Source organism: Thauera sp. 63, from assembly GCF_000310165.2.
In the GTDB taxonomy this organism is placed as follows: Bacteria; Pseudomonadota; Gammaproteobacteria; order Burkholderiales; family Rhodocyclaceae; genus Thauera; species Thauera humireducens.
This window is the reverse complement of record NZ_AMXC01000006.1, coordinates 66634-91961: the sequence shown is the minus strand read 5'-3', so window position 1 is coordinate 91961 and position 25328 is coordinate 66634. Positions and strand designations below refer to the sequence as shown.

Here is a 25328-nt window from a genome sequence, read left to right as displayed (position 1 = left end):
GACATCAATCAGTGCATCGCCAGCATTGCGAAGAATCGTTCGGTCGAGGCGTTTGCGGGGGAGGCCGTGTGCTGACACCCCGTCTCACCGGCGCCGCAGGCCGGGATCTGTACCAGGGAGTCGAGCACCCGGGCGTGGCCCCGATCGAGCATTGCAGCAAAGGCCGCGAGGCATCCAAACACACACCCGCACAACAGGGCCTTGGTAATCATGTACTTCTCCTCCGTGCGCTACAGTCTCGCGTGCGCGCTGCACGCCACCCGCAGGAACATGGTGCGACGCCGCTTCGTTGCGACTGCCACCCAAGGGTCTCCTCCTGCACGGTGTGTAGATTGTCGGAGGCGCGCAAGCGCGGCATCGTCCAAATGGACTAAATCCAAAAAAATCGGCGCTCCGAAGAGCGCCGATCGATCGTCACCTGTCCCGCGTCACGCAAACGGCGGCAACCCCGCACGCTCGAGCGCCTCAAGCGAATACGGCGCGTAAGTCGCACCTGCGTCGTCGCGCACGTACAGAGGGTCGTCGAAGGCCTTGTCATCGTAGCCCTGGCGCTGCAGGTCCACCTTGCGCAGCTTGAAGGTGGTGGTGAGGTCGGCAGCGCTCGACACGCGCACGAACTGCGGGGCGGCGTAGCGCGGCAGGCGGGCCTCGGTCAGCGCATAGAAGGTCTTCGGGTCGAAGGCATGGCCGGGCTGCATCACGATCGCCGCCATGCCTGCCCTGCCCTCGTGGCCAGGCACCTGCACGCCGTAGATGTTGATGAGCTCCATGCCCGGATAGTCGACCAACGCGTCCGCCACTTCTGCAGTCGACACGTTCTCGCTCTTCCAGCGGAAGGTGTCGCCGATGCGGTCGACGAAATAAAAATACCCATTCTCGTCGTAACGCAGCAGGTCGCCCGAGCTCCAGAATGCATCGCCATCGGTGAAGACGTTGCGCAGGATCTTCTTCTCGGTGGCCTCCTCCGAGGTATAGCCCTCGAAGCGCCCACCGCCGATCTCGGGGTGATTGACAATGTAGCCGATGCCCTCGCCCACCTCGCCCGGCTGGCACAGGATGTAGCGCCCGTTCTCATCGCGCGGGTGCGACTCGGTCTCGACGTCGTAGCGCACCAGGCGGAAATTGGTCTTGTTCCAGTCCGGCACCCGGCCGCAGGAGCCGACGTAGTTGTCGACGTTGATGATCGCGGTATTAGCCTCGGTCGAGCCCCAACCCTCGAACACCTGGATGGGTCCAAAACGCTCGAGCCAGCGCGTCCAGGTGTCGGCGCTGAGCCCGGCACCGAGCATGCAGCGCAGGCTATGCACGCGATCGTCGGGTTGCGGCGGCGCATTGAGCAGGTAGCGGCAGATCTCGCCGATGTACTGGAACACGGTGATGCCGTTGGCGCGCACATCGTGCCAGAACTCGCGTGTGCTGAACTTGCGCCGCACCACGATGCTGCTGCCGGCTTTCAACGCGGTGGAGGTCACCGAGGTTGCCGCAGCACCATGGTAAAGCGGCAGGCAGCAGTAGAAGACATCCTCAGGGGTCGCGCCCAGCGTCACCTCCATCACGTCACCGGACGACATCCAGCGCATGTGGCTGTAGCGTGCCGCTTTGGGCAGACCGGTGGTGCCGGAGGTAAAGATCAGCAGCATGGTTTCTTCTGCACGCAGCGCGGCCCGCCCGTCACGCGGGAAGCACGCACGGGACGCCCCTTCAACGTCGCCGGTGATGTCTGCGCTCGCGATGGCCCGATGCTCGGGTCGGGCCGGCTTCTCGGCGTCAGCCACGACATAGAGTGGCTGCGCAGGGCGGTGCGGCGTAAGCGCGAAGTTTTCGATGCACTCCTCGCCAATGATCGCCGCACGGGCACCGGTCGTTTCCAGCGCATGGGTGAGCGGGCGACCGCTGACGTGGGTGTTGATGACGGCGACCACGACACCCAGCTTTGCAAGGCCGAACCAGTAGAAGAAGAACTCCGGCCGATTCTCCATCGCCAGCGCACAGACGTCGCCGCAACGCAGGCCTCTCGCGTGCAGCGCGTGGGCGACCTGGTTGGCCCGCGCATCGACCTCGGCGTAGCTGAAGCGACGCCCGCCGTAGATCAGAAAGTTGCGTTCGCCGAAGCGCGCGGCCTGCTCTTCGAGACGATCCGCCACGGTGTACTGCGCGGCTGGCTTGATGAGGCCCGCGGCGCGCGAGCGCGCATCGAGCTTGGCCTGGGTTTCTTCGCGCGGGACCACCTTGCTGCGGGCCGCGGGCGGATTCAGAACGACGGCAGAATCGGACATGCGCCCTTCTCCATGATTTATTCGAGGTTAGAGCGCACGCCTCAGCGCACGCGGATACGGGGGTCGGGGGCACCACGCCGCAGCGTGACGAGGAAGCGCTCCAGCGCAGCGGGCTCGGCCACTTGCGGGAGCTGGTCCTTGGCCGGGCGTTCGGCCCAGAACGCACGCCACGACGGAAACATTTCGTGAAAGGTGCCTTCGTAGGGTTCGCGCCCCGGCCAGCGCATCTTGCGGTCGCCGATGGGCGGCTTGTTGAGATCGGTCGCATACCAGTAACACGGCAGGCGACGACGGAAATACCACTGCCCGTCCATTCTTTCGTAATCGTCCCAATACAACATTTGCATGATGACCCATTCCGGGCCGGTCTCATGCTCGTTCTTGGAATACACCACGCCGACGGCATGATCTGCGTCCGAAAACTCGATGATGTGCTGGCCCAGGTGGTGGGACGTACCCGAGAACTGGTCGCGCAAGGTGGAGTCCACCCAGGCCTTGAGATGGGCGCGGCCCACCTTCTCGCGGCCGACGCGGATGTCCGGCGCAAAAAGATTCACGTGAGCGTCGAGGTCGCGCATGTCGAGCGAGAGCGAGTACTTGCCGGCGAGCTGGCGAATGGCCTCGATCGATTCGAGGCGGTCAATGCGGGCGAGCAGGTCGGCCTGGGTTGCTGGGGTCGTCATGCTGGCCCCCTCAGATAAAGACCATGCCGCCGTTGACGGCGATGTTCTGCCCCGTGATGAAGCCGGCATCATCGCTCGCGAGGAAGGCGGCGACACGGGCGATCTCATCGGGCTCGCACATGCGGCCGAGCGGGATCGCCTTGATCATCGATTGCATCCACTCGTCCGGGATGCCGGCCATCATCGGCGTGTTGGTCGGCCCCGGAACGATGGTGTTGACGCGAATGCCGCTGGCGGCCAGTTCGCGCGCAATGCTGCGCGTGAGGCCCATGACGCCGGCCTTGGACGCGCAGTAGTGGCTGGGTCCCTCGCCCGACAGCGCGGCGGTGCTCGACACGTTGATGATCGCGCCCTTGGCGCCGCACTTCTGCATGAGGCGGGCCCCTTCGCGGCAACACAGGAAGGTGCCGGTGAGGTTGACGCCGATCACGCGCATCCAGTTGTCGTCGGGTGTGTCCAGGAAGGCATCGACCGAGCCGATGCCGGCGCTGTTGACCACCACATCGAGCCGGCCGAAACGCTCACCGACCGCATCGAAGGCGGCCTTGACCGAGGCCGGGTCCGAGACGTTGCAGGCCATCGCCAAGCCGCGTTCGCCCAGCGCCGCGACCGCCTCGGCCGCCGCGTTGGCATTGATGTCGGCGGCCACCACGCTCGCCCCCACCGAAGCGAAGTGGGACACGATCGCCCGTCCCATACCCTGGGCCGCGCCCGTCACGAACACCACCTTGCCTGCAAAGTTCATCGCTCGTCTCCATGTATGCGTTGTCGTCAGCCCGTGCCGTAACCATGGCAGGGGTCGCTATGGAGCAGAGTTTTCTACCGACGCGGCGCATCGACATCGTCCGATGAGACTAGCCCGCAGCGCGCATGCTGCGCCGCAATTACGTCCGCCATTCGTCTGAATGGACGATGCCGCACTTGCTGCCGCGACCGAGCATAGGCACGCCCGAGAAAGAGCCGCCCGCCCGGCTGACATACATAAATAAGGAGACACGGCCGTGAGCACGAGCGCCGCAGCCCCGCATCGCGTGACCTGGCATACCCACTATGCCCTCGCCGTGCTCGCAGTGATTTACATCTTCAATTACATCGACCGCCTGGTGATCTCGATCCTGATCGAGCCGATCAAGGCAGAGTTCGGCATTTCCGACACCCAGATCGGCCTGCTTTCGGGTGTCGCATTCGCGATCTTTTATACGGTCTTCGGCCTGCCCTTCGGCCGCCTGGCAGACCGCATCGGACGCAAGCCGGTGATCGCGCTCGCGTGCATCGCCTGGAGCGGCATGACCATGCTCTGCGGGGTGGCGACCAGCTTTGCCATGCTGCTGCTGTTCCGCATCGGCGTCGCAGTCGGCGAAGCCGGCGGTACGGCCCCTTCGGTGGCGATGGTGTCCGACCTCTATCCCGCCAAGCAGCGCTCGCGCGCGCTCTCGGTGTTCCTCATGGGCCCGAGCCTGGGCGCGGTGCTGGGTCTGGGCCTGGGAGGCTGGATCGCACAGACCTACGGCTGGCGAACAGCCTTCATCGTCATCGGCGCGCCGGGGGTGCTGCTCGGCCTGCTCTTCCTGCTCACCGTGCGCGCTCCACGCCCCGCCGCCTCCACCGCCCAAGGTGCGCCGGGCGCCGCGCAAGAAGGCTGGAAGAGTACGCTCGGCCAGCTGTTCGCCACCCCGGCCTTCATGTTAATCGTCGCGGCCGGCACCCTTGCGGCGGTCATGGGATACGCGATCGGCACCTGGAACCCGAGCTTCCTGATCCGCTCGCATGGCCTGTCGATGCAGGAGGCGGGGCTGCTGGTCGGACTGGGCGGCGGCATCTCAGCCACCGTCGGCACCCTGCTCTGCGGCAGCATCACCGATCGCCTGGTTGCGCGCGACCCCGGCTGGCAGCTCGGCGTGCCGGTGATCGCCTGCCTTGTGAGCGTGCCGCTCGGGCTGGCGTTCTACCTGTGGCCCGCCGGCACGGCCTTCCACCTCGGCAGCATGGCGGTGCCGGAGGCGTATCTCTTCTACGTTGCGTTCAGCTTCACGGCGACCTGGTGGTCTGTGCCCTGCTTCGGCGCCATCAGCCATCTCTTTCCGCCCAACCGCCTCGCACAGGCGAGCGCCATCTTCGTGATGGGCATGACGCTGTTCGGCGTCGGTCTCGGGCCGATCATTGTGGGTGGCCTGAGCGACTTCTTCGCCGCAAGCCTCGGCCAGGAGGCGCTGCGCTACGCGCTCGCCAGCACGATCGGCCTGTATGCGCTGACCGCACTGTGCCTGGCTCTCGCCCTGCCGCGCTATCGCCGCCGTCTGCTCGGTGCGACGCCGCCGGCTGATGCGGTAGCGGTCAGCTCATGAACGTCCCTACCCGACATGAAAATTTCACAGGAGACTCCCTGATGACCTCACCCGATCTGCCCATCCCCCTCGACCAGTTTGCCGAGCTCGACAACGGCCTGCGCCTCCACTACCTCGACGTTGGCCAAGGGCCGGTAGTGGTATGGCTGCACGGCAGCGGGCCGGGTGCGAGTGGCTACAGCAACTTCAAGGGCAACTATCCGACCTTCGCCGAAGCGGGCTTCCGCAACATCGTGCTCGATCTGCCCGGCTTCGGCCGCTCGGACAAGCCCTCGGACGCGCAGTACAACCTGGATTTCTTCGTCGCCAACTTGAACGCCTTCCTCGGCAAGATCGGCGTGGCGAAATGCACCCTGCTGGGTAACTCGCTCGGCGGCGCGATCGCGCTCGGCCAGGCGCTCGCGCATCCGGAGACGGTCGAGCGCCTCATCCTGATGGCGCCCGGCGGCGTCGAGGAGCGCGAGACCTACTTCAAGATGGAAGGCATCGTGCGCATGGTGGAAACCTTCGCCAAGGGCCCGATGGGGCCAGCCGAAATGCGCCATGTGATGAGCCTGCAGGTGTTCGACCCCTCGCTGCTCGACGACAGCATCATCGCCGAGCGGGCCGCGATCGCCCCCTCGCAGCCGGCCAACCTGTTCTCGACGATGATGGTGCCGAACATGACCGAGCGCCTGCACGAGATCCGTGTGCCGATCTTCGGTTTCTGGGGCGCGAACGACAAGTTCAACCCGCACGCCGGCGCCCTGAAGCTGATCGAGAATACGCCCAACGCGCGCATGATCCTGCTCAACCAGTGCGGTCACTGGGTACAGGTGGAGCACCGCGAACTCTTCAACCGTAGCTGCATCGATTTCCTGACCAAGGGGTGACACAGACCATGGGAGCTTTCGACAACCTGCTGCAACCCGGCCGCATCGGCACCATGGAAGTGCGCAACCGCATCGTGATGGCGCCGATGGGGTCGAACTTCGCCGAATCCGACGGCACCTGCGGCGAGCGCATCCAGGCCTACTACGAAGCGCGTGCCGCCGGCGGCGCCGGGCTGCTGACCATGGGCGTGGGCGCGATCGCCTATCCCCACGGCACGGCCGAGCCCTACCAGGTCGGCCTGTCGGACGACAAGTTCATTCCCGGACTCAAGGGCATCGTCGACCGGGTGCACAAGCACGGCGCCAGAATCGCGATCCAGCTCCAGCACGCCGGCAAGACCTCGGTGCGCGACCTCGCCGAGGGCCGGGAACTGTGGGTGCCCTCGATGCCGCCCGCGGTCAAGACCGACATGTTCGCCGCGCTGACGCAGGAAGAACTCGGCGCCTTCATCAGTTCGTCGAAGGGCCGTGAGAAGGCGGGCGTGAAGATCCGCGTGATGGATAAGGCCGACATCGCGCAGATGATCGAGTGGTTCGCCGCTGCGGCAGATCGTGCCAGGCGTGCCGGCTTCGATGGCGTCGAGATCCATGCCGCGCACACCTACATCATCGCCGGCTTCCTGTCTGGCTACTTCAACAAGCGCGACGACGAATACGGTGGCTCGATCGAGAACCGCGGCCGTTTCCTGCGCGAAGTCATCGCCGCCGTGCGCCAGCGTGTCGGTGCCGACTACCCGGTGTGGCTGCGCCTGGACGCCTACGAGCTGCGCATGGACGGCGGCATCACGCTGGAAGAAGCCAAGGTCTTCGCGCGCATGGCCGAAGCCGCCGGCTGTGACGCCGTCAGCGTGTCGGCCTATGCGAACACCAGCACCGGCGTGGCCTTCACCGAAGCCCCGCTGGTACAGCAGAAGGCTGGCTTCCTGCTGTGGGCGGCCGAGATCAAGGAGGCGGTGAAGATCCCGGTGATCGCCGTCGGCCGCCTCGAGCCCGAAGTCGCCGACAACGCCATTGCCGCCGGCCAGTGCGACTTCGTGGCCATGGCGCGCAAGATGCTGGCCGACCCCGAACTGCCGAAGAAGCTGATCGAGAACCGCCCCGAGGACATCCGGCCCTGCATCTACTGCTACGCCTGTGTCAGCCAGATCTTCGTCAACCAGCGCGTCAAATGCGCCGTCAACCCGATGACCGGCCACGAGTCCGAGATCCGGCTGATTGCTGCAGCAAAGCCAGGCCATGTACTGGTCGTCGGCGGAGGCCCCGCCGGCATGGAGGCGGCGCGCGCAGCCGCGCTGCGCGGCCACAAGGTCACCCTGGTCGAGCGCAGCCGCCGCCTGGGCGGCACGCTGTTCTTTGCCGCGCTCGCATACGCCGAGAACGGCGGCCTGCTCGACTACCTGACGACGCAGATGAAGAAGCTGCAAGTGGATGTGCGCCTCAACACCGTGGCCACGCCCGAACTCATCAGGCAGATTGGCGCCACCGCCGTGATCGTCGCCACCGGCGCCGAGCGTAACGCTCCGCCCATCCCCGGCGCCGAGCTGGACCACGTGTGGTCAGGCGACGAACTGCGCCGCCTGATGACCGACGACCGCGCCGAAGAGATCGCCAAGCGCAAGCTGTCCTTCACGCAGCGTACGCTGATGAAGGCCGGCAGCCTGGTCGGCGTCACCGACAGCACCGACGCCATCCAGAACCTGTCGCGCGTGTGGATGCCGCTGGGCAAGAAGGTTGCCGTCATTGGCGGCGGCCTAGTCGGCATCGAACTGGCCGAGTTCCTCGTCGACCGCGGGCGCGAAGTCGTGGTGCTCGAAGAAGGCCCGAGCCTGGGCCGCGAGCTGTCCATCGTGCGCCGCTGGCGCGTGCTCGATACCCTGCGCCAGCACGGCGTCGAGCTGCACACCCGGGTCCGGATCGAGTCGATCGACAAGAAGGCCGTGAAGTACACCGACGCCGAAGGCCAAAGCCACACGCTGCCGGCCGAATCGGTGGTGCTCGCGGTCGGCGTGCGGCCCGACGACACGCTGGCGCGCTCGCTGGAAGCAGCCGGCGTGCCGGTCAGCTCGGTCGGCGACGGCGCGCAGATCGGCTACATCGAAGGCGCCGTCAAGTCGGGCATGCTCGCCGGCCTGTCGGCCTGACCGGAACATCCCGTCGTCCCTCGGCCGGGTGTGCGGTGCTCATGCCGCCACCCGGGTTTTTTCAGGACCGGAAGCCGCCGCTGAGCGCGCAGCCCGCCGCCGTCTTCACATAGACTGTCGGCCCCGACTCTCCCGCGCAGACCGATGAAGATCGACCAACTCCCGATGGGCGCCCGCTTCCAGTGGAAAGGCCGCAACTACACCAAGGTCGGCCCGATGACCGGCGCTGCGGAATCCGGCGGCGTGGACTTCATTCCCAAGCACGCAACGCTCCAACCGATTCCCGGAGAGCCCTGGGCGCCAACGGCAGAACAGGAGTGCACTCCTCCGCTCGATGCGGCCAGGGTCAAGGCGGCGTTCGAGGCCTACCACCGGACGGCACTGCGGCTCGCGGATGATGCGGGGCGCCTGAAACTGGAACGCGCCAGGGTGCGGTTTCTGGCCGGGATCGTCTAGTTCGGGTCGGTTTCCCGACGCATCTCCTGCAGCGTTACGGCCGAGAAGAGGTCGATCCGTTTCCGGCCGGCCTCGACGGCAGTCAGCGGCTCACACGCTTCGAGCGTGGCCAGGCTGACACGGGCCAGGGTCTGATAGCAGCTCGTGCCGTTCCGCTTCCAGTCGACCTCCTCGGCCCCCAGGGCCCGAATGACACGGGCCGGCAGGCCCGCCACCAGACTCTGCGGCGGCACCTGCATGCCGCTCTTCACGAATGCGCAGGCGGCAACGATGCTGGACTCGCCGATGAGCGCGCCGTCCATGATCACCGCGTTCATGCCGATCAGCGCATTCCGACCGACGCGGCAGCCGTGCAGGACCGCCCCGTGCCCCACGTGCCCGTCTTCCTCGACCACCGAGTCCGAGCCGGGGAAGCCGTGCATCACGCAAGTGTCCTGCACGTTCGAACCCGGCTCCAGAACGATGCGTCCGAAATCGCCGCGCAGGCAGGCCAGCGGGGCAACGTAGCAGCCTGCGCCAACGATCACATCGCCGATCAGCACCGCATCCGGATGCACGAACGCATCCGGCGACACCACCGGCCGCAGGCCGGCAAACGCGTAGCAGGTCATCACATCACTCCATGAAAGCTGTCCGCGGTCGCATCCGCACGGCAAACGCAACGGCCAGGGCAAAGCTCAGCGCCAGCAGCAGGAAGGCCTCGACGTAGGCCACGAAGACGCCATCGGCAAGCGCGCCATGCACGGTCGTGCGCCATTCCACGAACACCGCGACGACCGCGACGCCGAGCACGCCCCCCAGTTGCCGGGTGTAGTTGCTGACCATCGACGCCTGCCCCAGACGCGCGGGGACGACATGCGCCATGGTGGCCACCATCAGCGCAGGCACTGTCAGCCCGAGCCCGAGCCGACCGACCAGGCTGAAGCCGATCACTTCAGCGTAGCTGATCTCTCCGCCCCGCCAAGCGAACAGCACGAAGGACACCCCGAACAGCAACAGCCCCCACACCGTGATCCAGCGCGGCGAATAGCGGTCCGTCAGCACGCCGGCCAGCGGAATGACGACGGCGAGCAGCATGCCCGATGGCAGCAGGGCCAGCCCGGCATGCGTGGCGTCGTAGCCGAGCGCACTCTGCAGGAAGACGGGAATCAGATACGTCGATGCATACAGGCCGAAGCCGTACACCACGGTCACCAGCCCCGCCATCGCGAAGCTGCGCTCGGCGAAGATGTCCAGCGACACGATGGGCGCAGTCGCGCGCCGGGCATGGCGCACGAAAGCCACCACGCACACCATCGAAAGGACCAGCACGAGCGAGGTCCGGGGTGCGAACAGGCCGGACCCGCGCAAGCTGGCAATGAAGTCGATCGCCAGCAGCGAGCCCGCGCACAGGATGCCCACGCCCTGCCAGTCGAAGGGCTGGCGCAGCGCGGCTTCGTGGCGCGGCAGCAGGTACAGGCCAAGGATGCCGGCGATGACGCAGAACGGCAGGCTCATCAGGAAGATCGACGGCCAGCCGAACCGGTCGAGCAGGACGCCCGCCAGCGCGGGCGCGACTGCCGGCGCCAGCACGATGCCGAAGCCCAGCAACCCATGCGCCCGCCCCTGGCTGCCGGGTGAAAACAGGCGCATCACCGCGAGCATCGGCAGCGGTTGCAGCAGACCCGCCGCCACACCTTGCACGGTGCGCATGGCGACGACAAAGCTGAAGCTGTCACCCAGCGCCCCGGCAACACTGCTGACGCCCAGCAAGAGGTTGGCGCCGAGAAAGAGCCGCCGGAAACCGATCCGGTCAAGCAGCCAAGGCGTGGGCAGCATGGCGACGGTGAGCGCGGCCATGAAGCCGGTGATCGCCCATTGCACCTGGTGCTGGCCCAGCCCGTAATAGGCCCCGAGGGCCGGAACGGCGACGTTGAAGCTGGTGGTCGCCAGCACGGCGGCGATGGTGCCCAGCCCGACCACGGTCAGCGCAAGCCACTTGAAGGCCTCGCCGTGGCGGGCGATCAACTCGTCGCGTGTCCGGACCGGCGGAAGGCAGCGCATCGCGCTTCGTCGCCTCAGCCGGCCGAGGGCTGCCAGGACACGCCGTTGATGTGCGAGCCGCCGTCGAGGAACACCGTGTTGCCGGTCATGTAGCCGCCGGCATCGCTGCAGATGAAGGCGATGATGCTGCCGATGTCCTGTTCGGGTTCCCCCATGCGGCCCATCGGGTTCTGCCTGAGCAGCTGCGCGGCATTCTCCGGCGACGCGGCGGCAAAGCGCTCGTAGGCCGGGGTGCGCGCGCCCGGGCAGACCGCATTGACGGTGATGCCGTGCGCCGCCCATTCGCGCGCGGCGCTGCGGGTGAGACAGCGCAGCGCTTCCTTGCTGACGTTGTAGTCGGCGGTATACATGTGCGCATTGACGCCATTGAGCGAGCACATGTTGATGATGCGGCCCCAGCGCTGCGCCCTCATGTGCGGGAAGGCGCGCTGCATCGCGGCCAGCGGCGCATAGAAGCTGCCCTGCAGCGCACGCGCGAAATCGCCCGCCGCCTTGGTCTCGAGCGGCCCCGGCAGGTTGCCCAGGTAGGCGTTGTTGATGAGGATGTGGAGCGCGCCGAAGCGCTCGGCCACCGCATCCACCAGCGCCTCCACGCTCGCGCTGTCGGCGATGTCGCAGCCGATCGCCACCGCCTCGGCGCCACGCGACTGCGCGATGGCGACGGTCTCGGCGGCGGTTTCCGCGTTGATGTCGGACACCACCACCCGGGCGCCCTGCTGCGCCAGCTGCAGGGCCACGCCGCGACCGATGCCCTGGCCGGCGCCCGTGACGACGGCAACCTTGCCCGCGAGAACGCCGTTGCCCGTCGCCGTCATCGCTCAGGCCTCCGCCGTGCTCAGGTCGCCGTAGCGCTGCACGTGGAAATCGCCATCGCCGAGGCTGGCCTGCGCGACACGGATGCGCTTGAGGTAGAGGCCGACGTCGAGCTCGTCGGTGACGCCCATCCCGCCATGCAGCTGCACCGCCTCGCGGCTGATGCGGTGGGCGGCGTCGCCCGCCTTCCACTTGGCGAGGCTGGCCATGCGCGCGCGCGTCGCGGCGTCGAGCGCCGGGTCGTCCATCGCCGCCAGGCCGGCCATCACCGTGCTGCGTGCGAGCTGCAGGTGCGCGTAGCACCACGCGGCGCGGTGCTGCAGGGCCTGGAAGCTGCCGATCGGCACGTCGAACTGCACGCGCGTCTTCAGGTACTCGATGGTGGTGTCGAACAGGCTCTGCGTGGCGCCCAGCAGTTCGGCCGCCAGGCACACGCGGCCGCGATCGAGCGCAGCATCGAGCGCGGCGAAGCCCTCGCCCTCCGCGCCCAGCCGCGCGGCGGCGCCGACGCGCACCTCGTTCAACACCAGCGTGGCGTGGTTGCGCGAATCGAGCGTCTTCATCGGCGACACCTGCACGCCGGCCGCGTCCGCGGCGACGATGAACAGGCTGATGCCGCCCCGCTCGCCCGGCAGGCCGTCGGTGCGCGCGGCGACGATGAAGGCATCCGCGCCCACGCCGTCGGCGACGAAGGCCTTGGTGCCGGTGAGCACGTAGCCGTCGCCCGCACGCGTGGCGCACAGCGCGACCGCGGCGGGGTCGTGGCGCGGCGTTTCATCCACCGCCAGCGCGACGCGCTTGTCGCCGCAGATCAGCGCCGCCATCCACGCCGCCTGCTGCGCTTCGGAGCCAGCGAGCTCGATCACCGCGCCGCCGAGCACGACGTTCGACAGCAGCGGCGAGGCCGACAGGTTGCGGCCGATCTGCTCGAACACCGCGCCCAGGCCCTTGCAGCCGAACTCAAGGCCACCGAGCGCTTCGGGGAAGGGAATCGCGCTCCAGCCCATGTCGACCATCTCGCGCCACAGCGCGGCGTCGAAACCCTCGGCCGCCCCCTCATCGCGCAGCTTGCGCTGGGCGGTGACCGGGCTCTTCGCCATCAGGAACTCGGCGGCGGTATCGGCCAGCAGTTGCTGCTCTTCGGAATAAACCAGACTCATGACAGGCTGCTCCTCACTTGCCCTGCTTGCCGCTGTTGCCCTCGGGCAACTCCAGCACCCGCTTGGCGATCACGTTCAACTGCACCTCGGACGAGCCGCCGGCGATGGTCTGCGCGAAGCTGCCCAGCCACGCCTTGGTGAGCGCCAGCTCCTGCGGCTCGAAGGCGTCGCCTTCCCAGCCCAGCGCGCGGTGGCCGAGCACGTCGACCAGCACCTCGAACTTGTCCTTCTCCTGCTCGGAGTGCACCAGCTTCATGATCGACATCAGCCCGGACACGTTCCTGCGCGCGCGCGCCTCCTCACCCATGCGCTGAGCGGTGAGGCTGTAGGCCATCTCGTCCATCGCCATCGCGTAGGCGCGCTGGCGCAGCGCGACGTCGGCCGGCGAGGACGCCGCCTGCGCCGGCAGGTACGTGCCGGCGATCGACAGCAGGTCGAAGTGGGTCGGCAGGCTGAACTCGCCGAACTTCGACATCGCCCTGCGCTCGTGCTGCAGCAGCGCCTTGGCCAGGGTCCAGCCGCCATTGAGCGGGCCGATCAGCTGGCGCTTGGGCACCTTCACGTTGTCGAAGAAGACCTGGCAGAACGACGACTTGCCGCTGATGAGGTCGATCGGCCGCGCCTCGATGCCCGGCGAGCTCATGTCGACCACGAGCAGGCTGATGCCCTGCTGCTTGGGCACGTCGGGGTTGGTGCGCACCAGCATGTACATCCAGTCGGACTTGTCGCCGTAGGAGGTCCAGATCTTGGTGCCATTGACTACGAAGTGATCCCCGGCGTCGACGGCGCTGGTCTTGAGGCTGGCGAGGTCGGAACCGGCGTTGGGCTCGGAGAAGCCCTGGCACCAGCGGATCTCGCCGCGCGCCATCGGCGGCAGCAGCTCGCGCTTCTGCTCTTCGCTGCCGAACTCGAGGATCACCGGGCCCAGCATCCAGATGCCGAGGTTGATCTGCGGCGGGCGGCAGCGCAGGCGGCGCAGCTCGGACTCGAGCGCCGCGTTCTGCTCCGGTGTCAGCCCGCCGCCGCCGTACTCGGCCGGCCAGTCGGGGCAGAACCAGCCCTTGTCGCGCATGCGCTCGAACCACAGGCGCTGGTCCTCGGTCTTGAACTCGACCGTGCGCCCGCCCCACACCAGCTCGCCATCAGGCATCCCGGTGCGCATCGAGGCCGGGCAGTTGGCCTCGAGCCAGGCGCGGGTCTCGCGGCGGAAATCTTCGAGGGTGCTCATTTCCTGTTCCTGTCGTGGTTCAGCGCGAACGCGGCATGCCAAGGCCGAACTGTGCCACCAGTTCGCGCTGGATCTCGTTGGTACCGCCGCCGAAGGTCAGCGTGACCGAGGCGCGCACCTCGTATTCCAGCTCGCCGAGCAGGGCCGCGGCCGCCGAACCTTCGCGCACCAGGCCGCTGGCGCCGACGATTTCGGACAGCTTGCGCAGGATATCGACCGCGGACTCCGAACCGTACACCTTGGTCGCCGACGCCAGCGCTACGTCCATGTGGCCGCGCTCGAGGTCGGCGGCGATGCGGAAGTTGATCAGCCGCATGGCCTCAATCTTCGCGTAGCACTCGGCCAGCAGGCTGCGCACCCAGGCGGCATCGACCGCGCGGCGGCCGTTCTCGTCCTGGGCCTTGGCCCACAGCAGCACGCGGCGATACAGCGCGACGACCTTGTCCGACCAGGAGCCCAGGCCCAGGCGTTCGTGGTTGAGCTGGGCGGTGATGAGCTTCCAGCCACCGTTGAGCTCGCCCACCAGCATCTCCTTCGGCACCTTCACGTTGTCGTAGTAGGTGGCGGCAGTCGGGTTGCTGCAGGTGGGGATGACGGTGTGCGAGAAGCCTTCCGCCCGGGTGTCCAGGATCAGGATGGACACGCCCTTGTGGCGCGGCAGGTTGGGATCGGTGCGCGCGGCGAGCCAGACGAAGTCGGCGGCCTCGGCGCCCGAGGTCCACAGCTTGTTGCCGTTAACCACGAAGTGGTCGCCTTCAAGCCGCGCACTGGTCTTGAGCGTGGCGAGGTCGGAGCCCGCCTCCGGCTCGGAATAGCCGATGGCGAACATGATCTCGCCGGCGGCGATGCCGGGCAGGAACTTCTTCTTCTGCAGCTCGGTGCCCGCCTCCATCAGCGCCGGGCCGACCGTGCTGATGGTGACGAAGGGCAGCGGCGCACCGGCGATGTTGGCTTCCTCGAAGAAGATCAGCTGCTCGGTGGCGGCATAGCCCTGGCCGCCGTGTTCCTTGGGCCAGCCCACCGCCAGCCAGCCGTCCGCGCCCATCTTGCGGATGGCGTTGCGGTACAGCTCGCCGCCTTCCTTGCCGCGCAGCTCGCTGCGCAGCTCGGGGGTCATCAGGGTCTGGAAGTAGTCGCGCACCTTCAGGCGCAGCGCGTGTTGTTCCGGGGTCAGATCGACGAACATCGTTCGTTCTCCTTCGCTCAGGCGACGCCGAGGATGAGGCCGCTAGTCGGCACGCCGGTGCCGGCGGTGACCAGCACGTTTTCGACATCGGCCACCTGGTTGGCGGCCGTGCCGCGCACTTGGCGCACCGCCTCGGCGACGCCGTTCATGCCGTGGATGTAGGCCTCGCCCAGCTGGCCACCGTGGGTGTTGATCGGCAGCTTGCCGCCGCGGGCGTGCTCGCCGGCGCGGATGAAGTCCTTCGCCTCGCCACGCTTGCAGAAGCCGAACTCTTCCAGCTGCGGCAGCACGAACGGGGTGAAGTGGTCGTAGATCACCGCGGTCTGGAAGGCGTCGGGACCGAGGCCGGACTGGGCGTAAAGCTCCTGCGCCACCACGCCCATCTCCGGCAGGCCGGTGATGTCGTCACGGTAGTAGGAAGTCATGCTCTGCTGCCCTTCGGTGATGCCCTGCGACCCGGCCTTGATGATGACCGGCTTCTGCTTGAGGTCGCGGGCGCGCTCGGCCGAGGTGATGACCATCGCCACCGCGCCGTCGGACTCCTGGCAGCAGTCGAGCAGGCGCAGCGGCTCGGCGATCCACTTCGAGGCCTGGTGATCTTCCAGCGTGATCGGCTTGCCGTAGAAGAAGGCCGCCGGGTTGGTGGCGGCGAAGTCGCGCACCGCGACCGACACGCGGCCGAAGTCCTCGCTGGTGGCGCCGTAGGCGTGCATGTAGCGGCGGGCGAACATGCCCACCCAGGCGGCCGGCGTGTGGAAGCCGTAGGGCATGTACCAGCCGTAGTTCACGTTCTCGAAGATCGGCGTGTCGCCAAAGCCGTAGGTGCCGGTGCCGAAGCGATACCACGAACGCTCGTTCATGGCGCGGAACACCACCACCACCTTGGCCAGCCCGGTCGCCACCGCCATCGCGGCATGCACCACCGGCGCGCAGGCGGCGCCGCCGCCGTGCGGGATCTGGGAGAAGAACTTGACGTTCTTGCAGCCGAGCAGGCGCGCGATCTCGTAGTCGGGCACCTTGTCCATGGTGTAGGACGAGAAGCCTTCGACCTCGGAGGGGTCGATGCCGGCGTCGGCCAGCGCGGCCAGGGTGGATTCCATCGCCAGGCGCAGCTCGGTGCGGCCGGAGTTCTTGGAGAATTCGGTCGCGCCCAGGCCAACGATGGCGGCGCGGCCGGAAAGGGACATATCCGTCATGAGTTCGGTTCTCCGCATGTCAGGGCAGCACCAGCGTGGCCGTGCCGGTCACGTGGCTGCCCATCGAGTTCTTGCCCTTGAGCGCGACTTCCACCTCGCGGGTGGCCGCGTCGGTGCGGACGACCTCGCCGCTGAAGGTCATGGTGTCGCCCGGGTAGTTGGGCGCGCCGAGCTTGATCTTGAGATCCTTGAAGCGCGCCGCCGGACCGGCCCAGCCTTCGACGAAGCGCTGGGAGAGGCCGCTGGTGGTGAGGATGTTCATGAACACGTGCGGCGAGCCGAGCTGCTGGGCCGCCTCCATGTCGTGGTGGCCCGGGAAATAGTCGCGGGTGGCGATCGCCGTCGAGGCGATCAGCGTCGTCGTGATCGGGATCGCCAGCTCCGGCAGCGCCTCGCCGGGGCGCACGTCGTCAAAGCGCTTGCTGTTCTTCGAGGTCATATTTCCATCCCAGCTTGTCGTTGTTGGCGAGCCAGTCGCCGAGTCGTTCGAGCGTGGCGGCGCTGCCGCCCAGGGTGATGCCGATCGCGCGGCTCCAGTACAGGTAGCGGTGGATCGGATAGGTCAGATCGACGCCGATGCCGCCATGCACGTGCTGCGCCTTGTGGCCGACGAGGTGGCCGCATTCGTTGGCGAGGTACTTGACCGCCAGCGCCTCGGACGGCGACGGCAGGCCGGCATCCAGTCGATACACCAGCTGCCACAGCGCCGAACGCAGCGCCTCGATGGCGATGTGGGCGTCGGCCATGCTCATCTGCACCGCCTGGAAGGTGGCGATGGCGCGGTCGAACTGGCGGCGGTCGTTGATGTACGCGACCGTGCGGCGCACCTGCTCGGTGCTCACGCCCAGTTGCAGCGCGGCCAGCGCGGCGATGGCGCGCTGCTCCAGCCAGGACAGCGCCGCCTCAGGCAGCACTGCGTCCGCAGGCAGGCGGTGGGCCTTGAAGCCCAGGTCGGCCACCGCCTCGCGGTGGGTGAACACACCCGCGACCTTGTCGATGCCGGCGGCGCGCAGATCCACCGACACCAGCCGGGGGCCGTCGTCAGTGTCGGCCAGCAGCAAGGCGCGGCACACCTCGGCGCCCAGTGCCACGGCGGCCACCTTGCCGTCGAGCACCCAGCCGTCGCCGTCGCGGCACGCCTTGAGCGCGATGCCATGGGCACGCGCCGCGGCACCGAGCGACAGCGTGATCAGCAGCTTGCCTTCGGCTGCGGCGGCGGCGATCCCGGCACCGGTCTCGCCGCCGAAGCGCGCCAGCGTGGCAGCGCCAAGCTGGTGGCGCCACAGCGGCACATGGCCGAGGCCGCGACCCTGGGCTTCGAGCACCAGCATCAGCTCGGTCATGCCCAGGCCGCTGCCGCCCGCGTCTTCCGGAATCGCCAGCGCATGCAGGCCGGTCTCGACGCACTGCTTCCACAGGTCGGCCATGAAGGGCTCGCCCGCAGTGTCGAAGGCGCGCAGGCGGTCGTCGGTACACAGGTCGCCGAACAGGCTGCCCGCCATGTCGGCGATGGCGCGCTGATCGTCAGTCAGTTGGAAATCCATGTTCGTCTCCTCAGGCCGCAACCGGGCGGAACATCGGCAGGGTCAGTTCGCCGTCGTCGAAGGACTGGAACTCGACCTGCACGCGCTGACCGATCTGGATCTCGTCACGCTTGACGCCCACCAGGCCGGCGATCAGGCGCACGCCCTCGTCGAGTTCGATGAGGCCGATCGGGTTGGGATGCTCGAACGGCGGCACCTCGGGGTAGTGCATGACGACGAAGGAATAGATGCTGCCCTTGCCGGATGCCTCGACCGTGTCCCAGTCGAAGGAATGGCACTTGATGCACACCGGCGCCGGCGGATGGCGTAGCGTGCTGCAGCAGGTGCAGCGCTGGATCAGCAGCTTGCCGGCTTCGGCGCCTTCCCAGAAGAAGCGGGTGTCGTCGCTGACGCCCGGCTTGGGACGCTTGAACTTGGGCACCGCGGGTGCAACACCCTTCTCCACCGGCTTGGGCACATTGGCGGGACGGAACTTGAAGACGCGGAACAGCAGCTGGCCAACCTTCTCGTCACCCTCGGGCTTCTGCGAGAAGAAGCTCATGATCAGCGTCACGAAGTAGCCCGTGCCGAGCGCGGTGGTCTTCTCCTCGCCGATCGCATCGAGGCGGGTGGTGTAGTAGAGCTTCTCGCCCAGCTTCACGTAGCGCTCGAAGTGGAGGTCGGAATTCACCGCCACCACCGAAGGCAAGCCATGCGCCTCCATGGTCTTGAGCACTTCGTAGGGGTTCTCGTCGGTCGAGCCCGGCGCGTAGTTGTTCATGTGCAGGCCTTCGAGACACCAGGCCTGCAGCATCGCCGGCGGCGCCACGATGCCACCGAACTCCGTGGTCGCGGCATAATCCGCGTCGGTGTAGAGCGGGTTGTCGACGCCCATCACCTCGCACCACTGCCGGATCATCGGCGCGTTGACCTCGTCCCAGGCGTAGACGCGACCGTACTCGCGACCCACCTTGGCACGCACTTCGGACATCCATTCCTGTTCAGCCAAGTTCGTCTCCTGCGGTTGTGTGAGGCGCCGTCTTCAAGCTGCCGCCCCTGCTGGACCCTGCTGCGAGCGGCACCACCATATTGGCGGCACACCCTTTTCGCAGCGCTTGCAGCGAGTCTAAGAGCAGGACCGACAACGGCACTTCGTCTGAACGGACGATGGACAAGGCGGCCGAACCTCGACATTCGGCGCGGTTTTACGAGCCCGATTTAGTCCCATCGGACGATGTGCCCCCACCCCTCGGGCATGAACATCCGCCGACACAAAAAGGCGGCGCGCGCCCGCATGCGCTGCATCCGGAGACAGCCAATGGATTCACGCACCGACACGCGCACGGCCTGGGCCGTGTATGCCGCCCTGTTGTTCGGCACCTTCATCACCATCGAGGCCGCCGCCTTCCAGGCACCCGCGCTACCGAGCGTGACCCGGCATTTCGGCATTCCGGTGAACATGTCGGCGCTGATCCTGATCCTGTATTCGCTGGCGCTCACCGTGTTCGCCCCGATCATGGGCCGCCTGGGCGACCAGCACGGGCGCAAGCGGGTCATTACGATCGGCATGGTGGTATTCGCCGCGTCGGAGTTCGCCGCCGCCTGGGCGCCCAACTTCTGGTTCTTCCTCGGCGCCCGCTTCGTCCAGGGCCTGGGCGCGGCATGCATCCTGCCGGGCGTGTTCGCCTACGCCACCCACCTCTTTCCCGACAACAAGCGCGGCCTGGCGCTGGGCATCCTCGCCTTCACGATGACCTTCGGCGCCGCCTCGGGCGGCCTGCTCGGCGGCCTGCTGATCGACCGCCTGGGCTGGCCCAGCGTGTACTGGATCAGCGGCGCGCTCACCCTCATCGGCCTGGTGCCGGTGCGCATGCTGGTGCCCGAGATCGCCCCGGCCAAGAATCAGGCCGCCTTCGACTACACCGGCGCGATGCTGCTGTTCGCCGTCATCGCCTCGCTGCTGTCGCTGCCCACCTGGGCGACCAACTTCGGCAAGGAATCGCCCATCACCTGGGCCATCGTGGTCGTCGGCATCAGCGCGCTGATCGTGCTGTGGCGGCACAGCAAGCGCATGGCCAACCCGGTGATCGACCTCGGCATCCTGGCGCGCGGCACCTTCGCCACGCCCTCGGCGATCTACTGGCTGCACATGATCTTCTCCAGCGGCGTCGTCTACTCGCTGGCCTTCTTCATCAACAGCCGCCCCGGCGGCACGGCAGCGCAGTTCGGCTTCGTCACCCTCTTCCTCTACGGCAGCGGGCTCATCAGCTCGCCGATCGCGGGCAAGCTGGTCGACCGCATCGAACCGCGCGTGCTGGTCATCATCGCCATGCTCGCCAGCCTGGGCGGCACCCTGCTCTTCCTCAACATCGACGTCACCACGCCGCTGTGGATGGTGATCGCGGTGGCCTGCATCATGGGCCTGTCGATCGGCTGCAACACCCCGGCGATCATGAAGCTGGCCCTGGGCGCCGTACCTGCCAAGGACATGGGCGCGGGCAGCGGCCTCTTCAGCATGTTCCGCGACCTCGGCAGCCCCACCGGCTCGTCGCTGTCGCTCGCGGTGTTCGGCGCCAGCCTGGCCTACGCCACGCAGGACGCGATCCTGCGCCAGATCGCAGCGCTCGACCTCCCGTCGACCTCGGTCGAGGCCCTCGCCCGCGCCGCCAGCAGCCGCGCCCGCGAGCTGCCCGCCGAAGTCGCCACCCGCCTGGGCGAGGCTGGGCTGTCGGCCGACGCCGTGCTCGCCGAAGCCAACATCGCCGGCCTGAACACCGCCCTCACCAACGTGGGCTACATGCTGCTCGGCCTCATCGGGCTGGCGCTGGTCCTGAGCCTGCGTCTGACGCGCACGCGCGCGGCGGCGGTGACGGGGGAAGCGCAGGCACGGGTGGGTTGAGGGGGGTGATTGAGAAATGCCCGGTCAAGCGAAGTCGCGGCGCGCGCCGCCGGACCAGAGACTCAGGCGCCGGAAAGCGGCTTTCCGTCGTGGGTGATACTCAGGATACCGTCGGTCGTGAAGTTGAGCGCGATGCTGTCGTAGTGACGATTTGCGGAGAATAGGTAGTGGTACTTCGCGACAACAGCGTCGATCTGGGTCTGCGATGTGGCCGCCGCGTATTCGCGCTGGAAGGGAATGGACTTGTTCATCTCAACCATATGCGACGTCAGCGCTGAAGTCGTGCGTAAGGCCCGCTCCATCGCCGGATTGTCTTTCAGCGCCTGTTTGAACTCCGCCGCATAGGGGTAATCAGCCGGCAGTTCGATCTGCCCCATGCTGTCGTATGTGATGCTCGCTGGTGGCGTCGGGATGCCCTTGTCGGCCAGGAAACCCGGCATCTGCGCCGAAAGGTAGTTCGACAGGGCTTCGATGTTCTTCTGGCTCGGAAGCAGTAGCGGCACGGCATCCAGGTCCACGCCATCACTGCCCTGTGGCGCGAAGTAGGACTCGATGTCGAGATCCATCCTGCCTTTCGTGGTTTCGAATGCGGTCTTGACGTTGTTACCCGCGGAAACTGCAGGCTTGGCCTGGTTCTCGACACTCGCATAGAGATCGCGTGCAGCCTGAGAGATGCTGACCGTGTCGGCAGTACTTGCCGGCGACGCGGCTGCGTGTTGCCGGTTCGATTGCGAAAGCGCCATCGAAGCGGCATAGAGAAGGACCGACGAAGCGGAATGAACGTTCATGGCACGCCTTTGCATCCGGAATGCACAAAACGAATGCAAATCTCATGCCTGATGGTTATAAAGCGTCATCCTGATTGACTGCACGCCAGCAGCGCCGGCCAACCCCCGCTTCTTAATGGATTGACACCGCCGCCCTTCTGCATGGCGGGGCGAACCATCGGCTGGCACCTCGACCCGGGCCGGTCGAGTGCGTGCTGGCAGGTATCAGTTCAGGACGCCGATACGCAAGCGTCGATGACCGATGAGTGATCCAAGAGGCACGGGGTCGTCACGCCCCCCGCTGGACTAGTCGAGGCGCGAATCGACATTTCGGTACCTGGACATCGAGGTCGATCATGCGCCAGAGACCTCCAAGAAGATCGAGATATGAACGTCGAGTAGCTGCTTACGGCGATGATGCCGAAGGGGTACTATCGGCCACGACTCGCCGTTCGGCCCGCAGGCAAAGCGGCCGCTCCAACGGCGGCTCCACTTCGATAGCAACCAGATGAGTTGGCGTTTCTCTCGCCTTTGACACGATAGGACAACAGGTGATACGGGGCCCACAGGACAACTGAGTGGAGTCCGCGATTGACGATGGGCTGCGTGAGCGAAGATAATTACTTGATGATGTTCAGATTTTCTACCCTCATGGATCACCTTGGGGCTAGGGAGCGAAGGTGTTAGGGGTGAGTTGGGATGGCAATGACGGGGACCGAGATCGAGACCGCGTACCGCAAGCTGAAGAGCTATGTCTACTACGACAAGACTGATCTAAGGCTGCGAGAGCGTCTGGCGAAGTTCGAGTGCTCCGACAAGTTCGTGGGCAATCTCAAGGCGGTGCAGGAGGTCGCGGGTGCGGAGCAACCGGCGCTCGACAAACGATTCAAGCAGTGGTTGGAGCAGATCCGCTATCGCGTCGTGCCGAAGAAGCTTCGGCCGGCACGACCAGCGGAATCGCCAGATGACGAGCCAGATGGAAAGTACATCACCAACGTCACCTCGGCGCCAGCAGTCGAAGTTGAGGCCGTCAACTACTTTTTCGACGGTCCCGTTGAGTTGCACCTCATCGCCGTGCTCTGGCTCATGCGAGAAGGCCGTCATTTGGATGCGATGTTTCTTCCCGAGTGCTGCGGATCTCGGTTATCGCCGAAGCTACACGAGGAAGACGACGATTCGCTCCAGCTCTTCGCGAAATATCACGAGCAGTATTCGCGCTGGCGGGACAACGGCATACGCAAGGCCAAGCATCTCTTGGTTGAGGAGCGACGCAATGTCGCGATCCTAGGTCTGGATCTGAGGGAGTACTTTTATCGAGTGAAACTCGATTTCGGCGAACTACGGAGCGTCTTGCAGTCCGCGGGAGTTTTGGTTGACAAAGCGCCGCTTCTCGATTGCATTGAGGCAATCGGAAAGGCCTACCGAGACTGCATCTCGCCGCTCTTGTCTCGGACGCATGTCGAGTTCCCTGAGTCTGTGGCCGGTCTTCCTATTGGGCTATGCTCTTCCCTAGTTCTTGCAAACTGGTACCTGCAGGAATTCGATGCCGAAGTGCTGAAGTCGGTGAGGCCCGCTTACTACGGCCGCTACGTCGATGACATCCTGCTTGTGGTGCCTGCCGGTCAGGATCCGAGCAAGGGCGATGGAAGCCCAGTCGCGGAGTTCATAAACGACATTCTTGTGCGACCGGGCTTGTTGAGCCCCCCGGAAAAAGGGATCTACCGCCTGCGTGGGCGATCCAGCCTTCAACTGCAACAGTCGAAGTGCATCCTGCAATACTTCGACGCACGCCACTCCATTGCCGGGCTCGAGAAGTTCAAGAAGAAGCTGGAACAGAATGGCAGCGACTTCCTGCTTCTGCCCGTGGACGAGGCCGACAGCTCAATGGAGGATGTGGCCTACGAGCTCCTGTATGAGGGATCGGTGAATAAGTTCAGGAGTATCAAGGGCGTTGCCGAGAACCGCTACGAACTGGCCAAGCACCTTGCGCGTCAGACCATCCTGCACCTCGTGACCGACGACCCGCCAGATCGAAAAGTGAGTCAGGGCCTGCAGAACTTCTTCAAGGGGCGTAGTGCGATTGAGTACTTCGACCTGTGGGAACGGGTCTTCACGCTACTAGGGATCGCAGGGGACAAGGCAACGGGGAAAGCATTTCTGAAGCAGTTGAAGGCGGAGATTCCACGGGTACGGCACAACGACGTCCAGGTCACCAAGGAGCTTCTGGCCAACCTCGAACAACATCTAAAGCTCGCACTCGCCCTGTCGGACTCAGTATCGGAAGAAGACGTCGGGCTGTCCGAACTGTTGGGCGACGTACCCGCCGAGGAGTTTCGCCGCGCAAACCTGCTTCGCCACCACTTCGTGAGGGCTCCTCTTCTGAACTTCACGAACTATAGCGGTTCTCTGAGTTGCCGATCTCTCAAAAAGCCGGCGAAGCCCGATCCGCACAAGTTGAAGTGGACGCCTCGGTTCTTGAACTTCGATGAATGCATGTTGCTCGCTTACAGCGGCAACGTTCGACGTGGCAAGGCCTCTCCGTTCGAGTTTGCAAGCGCCGTTTTCGAGGCGGCCAACCGACACGCACCTAATGGTGTGTTGTGGGTCAAGGCTGGGGGCGATTCCGACGCCGACGAGCAGGAGGAGGAAACCTGATGAGCGCTCCCCAATATGAGGAGGTCACGGTCGGTGTCGGGGCTTCTGACCTGCACGACTCCATCCAGATCGCGCTGGCAAATGTGCCTGTCGACCAGAAGAACATGGAGGCCAGCTACCTAGGATCGCCTCGAGTCGGCCGGGCCAGGTTGAAGCCGTTCACCAACCTGCTGAATGAAGTCTCACAGTACCGCAGCAACTCAAAGCGTCGGATTGATCTGATCGTATTCCCCGAGGTGAGCATTCCCCACGCTTGGGAGACCATGTTGGCTACTTGGGTACGACGGCATCGGATCGGCGTCGTTTGTGGTCTTGAACACAGCGTCAACAATGCGGGCCAAGCTCTCAATGAGGTCCTGGCTCTGTTGCCCTACCAGACCAGCAGTGGGCATTGGGCGTGCGTCCCCGTTCGACGCCTCAAGCGCTTCTATTCCCCAGCAGAGGAGTTCATCCTCAAAAATGAACACTTGGAAGTGCCGAAATCAAAGAGCAGCCGATACCACTTGTTTAGGTGGAGAGGCGCAAGCTTCGCGATATATAACTGTTTTGAACTTGCCTCCATCGAGGATCGGACGATATTCAAGGGCCACGTGGATTTCATCGTGGCGACGGAGTTCAATCGCGACACGAACTATTTCTCCAACATAGTCGAGTCGGCCGCGCGGGACTTGCACTGCTACATCGTCCAGGTCAACGACTCTGGCTTTGGTGACTCGCGGGTTGTCTGCCCTTCTAAGTCTGACTTCATGAACCCCGTTCGCATCAAGGGCGGGGATAACTTGACCTTCTTAACGACGTCGCTGAACCTGACGGCATTGCGGTCGCATCAGCGAAAGGGGTATGGCCTGCAGAAGGATGCGAAGGAGTTCAAGCCAACGCCACCGGACTTCCCAAGGGCCGCGCTTCGCAAACGCATCGATCTTGGGAAGTAGCAACTTGGCGAAGGGCTACCTCCGCTCGCAGCGGCATAACGATGTTCTTCCGTACCGCCAACACGTTCGCGTCGAGCCAGTTGCACGCGCACATGGCCATCTGCTTGGCGCTGCAGGACGACGGGGAGGTCGTTTCAGCTCCGCTCTGACCAA

Annotated in this window: 22 protein-coding genes; 7 read left to right on the top strand and 15 right to left on the bottom strand. The window is 65.8% G+C overall.

The window, feature by feature from the left end; all coding sequences use genetic code 11:
- Nucleotides 1-8 precede the first annotated feature (8 nt).
- From C664_RS07620 to C664_RS07605, 4 genes are all read right to left on the bottom strand, one after another.
- Nucleotides 9-212, bottom strand: coding sequence for a hypothetical protein (locus tag C664_RS07620; protein ID WP_004256707.1), 204 nt, complete (start codon nt 210-212; stop codon nt 9-11).
- A gap of 216 nt (nt 213-428) precedes the next feature.
- Nucleotides 429-2276, bottom strand: a complete 1848-nt coding sequence (locus C664_RS07615; RefSeq protein WP_004256705.1) for a long-chain-acyl-CoA synthetase — start codon at nt 2274-2276, stop codon at nt 429-431.
- A 41-nt stretch (nt 2277-2317) separates the two neighbouring features.
- Nucleotides 2318-2959: a nuclear transport factor 2 family protein gene (locus C664_RS07610; protein ID WP_004256703.1), complete on the bottom strand. Its 642-nt coding sequence runs from the start codon at nt 2957-2959 to the stop codon at nt 2318-2320.
- A gap of 10 nt (nt 2960-2969) precedes the next feature.
- Nucleotides 2970-3704 carry an SDR family NAD(P)-dependent oxidoreductase gene (locus tag C664_RS07605; protein WP_004256701.1) on the bottom strand — a complete coding sequence of 245 codons (735 nt, stop codon included), beginning with the start codon at nt 3702-3704 and terminating at the stop codon, nt 2970-2972.
- A gap of 256 nt (nt 3705-3960) precedes the next feature.
- On the opposite strand from C664_RS07605, the gene C664_RS07600 reads away from it, so the two are divergent.
- The 4 genes from C664_RS07600 (at nt 3961) to C664_RS07585 (ending at nt 8773) form a co-directional block, all read left to right on the top strand.
- Entirely contained in the window at nt 3961-5304 is a 1344-nt protein-coding gene (locus C664_RS07600; RefSeq protein ID WP_004256699.1) for a spinster family MFS transporter, read from the top strand.
- Between the two features lie 41 nt (nt 5305-5345).
- Complete coding sequence (locus C664_RS07595) at nt 5346-6176, top strand: alpha/beta fold hydrolase (RefSeq protein WP_004256695.1); 831 nt, start codon at nt 5346-5348, stop codon at nt 6174-6176.
- 8 nt (nt 6177-6184) lie between these two features.
- Complete coding sequence (locus tag C664_RS07590; protein ID WP_004256693.1) at nt 6185-8317, top strand: oxidoreductase; 2133 nt, start codon at nt 6185-6187, stop codon at nt 8315-8317.
- 144 nt (nt 8318-8461) lie between these two features.
- On the top strand, nt 8462-8773 hold the full coding sequence (locus C664_RS07585; protein WP_004256691.1) for a hypothetical protein: 312 nt from the start codon (nt 8462-8464) through the stop codon (nt 8771-8773).
- On the opposite strand, the gene C664_RS07580 is transcribed toward C664_RS07585, so the two are convergent.
- The 10 genes from C664_RS07580 to C664_RS07535 are packed head-to-tail and all read right to left on the bottom strand — an operon-like array spanning nt 8770 to nt 18931.
- On the bottom strand, nt 8770-9384 hold the full coding sequence (locus C664_RS07580) for a phenylacetic acid degradation protein PaaY (RefSeq protein ID WP_004256679.1): 615 nt from the start codon (nt 9382-9384) through the stop codon (nt 8770-8772). The two genes, C664_RS07585 and C664_RS07580, sit on opposite strands and share 4 nt — an antisense overlap.
- Before the next feature lie 4 nt (nt 9385-9388).
- The gene (locus tag C664_RS07575; protein ID WP_004256676.1) at nt 9389-10816 is read right to left on the bottom strand and encodes a DHA2 family efflux MFS transporter permease subunit; all 1428 of its coding nucleotides are present in this window, start codon (nt 10814-10816) and stop codon (nt 9389-9391) included.
- Between the two features lie 14 nt (nt 10817-10830).
- Entirely contained in the window at nt 10831-11631 is an 801-nt protein-coding gene (locus tag C664_RS07570; protein ID WP_004256675.1) for an SDR family NAD(P)-dependent oxidoreductase, read from the bottom strand.
- A 3-nt stretch (nt 11632-11634) separates the two neighbouring features.
- Nucleotides 11635-12789, bottom strand: coding sequence for an acyl-CoA dehydrogenase family protein (locus tag C664_RS07565; protein WP_004256673.1), 1155 nt, complete (start codon nt 12787-12789; stop codon nt 11635-11637).
- A 13-nt stretch (nt 12790-12802) separates the two neighbouring features.
- Complete coding sequence (locus tag C664_RS07560) at nt 12803-14017, bottom strand: acyl-CoA dehydrogenase family protein (RefSeq protein WP_004256671.1); 1215 nt, start codon at nt 14015-14017, stop codon at nt 12803-12805.
- Between the two features lie 19 nt (nt 14018-14036).
- The gene (locus C664_RS07555; protein ID WP_004256669.1) at nt 14037-15203 is read right to left on the bottom strand and encodes an acyl-CoA dehydrogenase family protein; all 1167 of its coding nucleotides are present in this window, start codon (nt 15201-15203) and stop codon (nt 14037-14039) included.
- Nucleotides 15204-15220: 17 nt separating this feature from the next.
- Nucleotides 15221-16399 (bottom strand): lipid-transfer protein, encoded by a 1179-nt coding sequence (locus C664_RS07550; protein WP_004256666.1) that lies wholly within the window; start codon nt 16397-16399, stop codon nt 15221-15223.
- A gap of 19 nt (nt 16400-16418) precedes the next feature.
- A complete protein-coding gene (locus C664_RS07545) occupies nt 16419-16838 on the bottom strand; it encodes a MaoC family dehydratase (RefSeq protein WP_004256663.1) in 420 nt (139 codons plus the stop codon).
- Nucleotides 16810-17943 carry an acyl-CoA dehydrogenase family protein gene (locus tag C664_RS07540; protein WP_004256661.1) on the bottom strand — a complete coding sequence of 378 codons (1134 nt, stop codon included), beginning with the start codon at nt 17941-17943 and terminating at the stop codon, nt 16810-16812. The genes C664_RS07545 and C664_RS07540 overlap by 29 nt, the downstream gene beginning before the upstream one ends.
- Before the next feature lie 10 nt (nt 17944-17953).
- Nucleotides 17954-18931: an OB-fold domain-containing protein gene (locus tag C664_RS07535; RefSeq protein ID WP_004256658.1), complete on the bottom strand. Its 978-nt coding sequence runs from the start codon at nt 18929-18931 to the stop codon at nt 17954-17956.
- Nucleotides 18932-19240: 309 nt separating this feature from the next.
- Between C664_RS07535 and C664_RS07530 the strand changes: the two genes are divergently transcribed.
- A complete protein-coding gene (locus tag C664_RS07530) occupies nt 19241-20821 on the top strand; it encodes an MFS transporter (RefSeq protein ID WP_004256656.1) in 1581 nt (526 codons plus the stop codon).
- A gap of 62 nt (nt 20822-20883) precedes the next feature.
- Here the strand turns inward: C664_RS07530 and C664_RS07525 are convergent, their stop codons facing one another.
- Nucleotides 20884-21609, bottom strand: a complete 726-nt coding sequence (locus tag C664_RS07525; RefSeq protein WP_004256653.1) for a hypothetical protein — start codon at nt 21607-21609, stop codon at nt 20884-20886.
- Nucleotides 21610-22287: 678 nt separating this feature from the next.
- Here C664_RS07525 and C664_RS07520 point away from each other — a divergent pair.
- Both C664_RS07520 and C664_RS07515 read left to right on the top strand, forming a co-directional pair.
- Nucleotides 22288-24243 (top strand): RNA-directed DNA polymerase, encoded by a 1956-nt coding sequence (locus C664_RS07520; protein ID WP_038011225.1) that lies wholly within the window; start codon nt 22288-22290, stop codon nt 24241-24243.
- The gene (locus tag C664_RS07515; protein ID WP_051019122.1) at nt 24243-25175 is read left to right on the top strand and encodes a hypothetical protein; all 933 of its coding nucleotides are present in this window, start codon (nt 24243-24245) and stop codon (nt 25173-25175) included. The genes C664_RS07520 and C664_RS07515 overlap by 1 nt, the downstream gene beginning before the upstream one ends.
- Nucleotides 25176-25328: the final 153 nt, after the last annotated feature.

Bases quoted from the DNA above. Each gene is read 5' to 3' on its own strand.
- C664_RS07525 (WP_004256653.1), bottom strand. From the start codon at position 21,609: ATGAACGTTCATTCCGCTTCGTCGGTCCTTCTCTATGCCGCTTCGATG.
- C664_RS07520 (WP_038011225.1), top strand. From the start codon at position 22,288: ATGGCAATGACGGGGACCGAGATCGAGACCGCGTACCGCAAGCTGAAG.
- C664_RS07610 (WP_004256703.1), bottom strand. From the start codon at position 2,959: ATGACGACCCCAGCAACCCAGGCCGACCTGCTCGCCCGCATTGACCGC.
- C664_RS07560 (WP_004256671.1), bottom strand. From the start codon at position 14,017: ATGAGCACCCTCGAAGATTTCCGCCGCGAGACCCGCGCCTGGCTCGAG.
- C664_RS07530 (WP_004256656.1), top strand. From the start codon at position 19,241: ATGGATTCACGCACCGACACGCGCACGGCCTGGGCCGTGTATGCCGCC.
- C664_RS07565 (WP_004256673.1), bottom strand. From the start codon at position 12,789: ATGAGTCTGGTTTATTCCGAAGAGCAGCAACTGCTGGCCGATACCGCC.
- C664_RS07595 (WP_004256695.1), top strand. From the start codon at position 5,346: ATGACCTCACCCGATCTGCCCATCCCCCTCGACCAGTTTGCCGAGCTC.
- C664_RS07545 (WP_004256663.1), bottom strand. From the start codon at position 16,838: ATGACCTCGAAGAACAGCAAGCGCTTTGACGACGTGCGCCCCGGCGAG.
- C664_RS07540 (WP_004256661.1), bottom strand. From the start codon at position 17,943: ATGGATTTCCAACTGACTGACGATCAGCGCGCCATCGCCGACATGGCG.
- C664_RS07550 (WP_004256666.1), bottom strand. From the start codon at position 16,399: ATGACGGATATGTCCCTTTCCGGCCGCGCCGCCATCGTTGGCCTGGGC.
- C664_RS07605 (WP_004256701.1), bottom strand. From the start codon at position 3,704: ATGAACTTTGCAGGCAAGGTGGTGTTCGTGACGGGCGCGGCCCAGGGT.
- C664_RS07570 (WP_004256675.1), bottom strand. From the start codon at position 11,631: ATGACGGCGACGGGCAACGGCGTTCTCGCGGGCAAGGTTGCCGTCGTC.
- C664_RS07575 (WP_004256676.1), bottom strand. From the start codon at position 10,816: ATGCGCTGCCTTCCGCCGGTCCGGACACGCGACGAGTTGATCGCCCGC.
- C664_RS07580 (WP_004256679.1), bottom strand. From the start codon at position 9,384: ATGACCTGCTACGCGTTTGCCGGCCTGCGGCCGGTGGTGTCGCCGGAT.
- C664_RS07585 (WP_004256691.1), top strand. From the start codon at position 8,462: ATGAAGATCGACCAACTCCCGATGGGCGCCCGCTTCCAGTGGAAAGGC.
- C664_RS07615 (WP_004256705.1), bottom strand. From the start codon at position 2,276: ATGTCCGATTCTGCCGTCGTTCTGAATCCGCCCGCGGCCCGCAGCAAG.
- C664_RS07555 (WP_004256669.1), bottom strand. From the start codon at position 15,203: ATGTTCGTCGATCTGACCCCGGAACAACACGCGCTGCGCCTGAAGGTG.
- C664_RS07515 (WP_051019122.1), top strand. From the start codon at position 24,243: ATGAGCGCTCCCCAATATGAGGAGGTCACGGTCGGTGTCGGGGCTTCT.
- C664_RS07620 (WP_004256707.1), bottom strand. From the start codon at position 212: ATGATTACCAAGGCCCTGTTGTGCGGGTGTGTGTTTGGATGCCTCGCG.
- C664_RS07590 (WP_004256693.1), top strand. From the start codon at position 6,185: ATGGGAGCTTTCGACAACCTGCTGCAACCCGGCCGCATCGGCACCATG.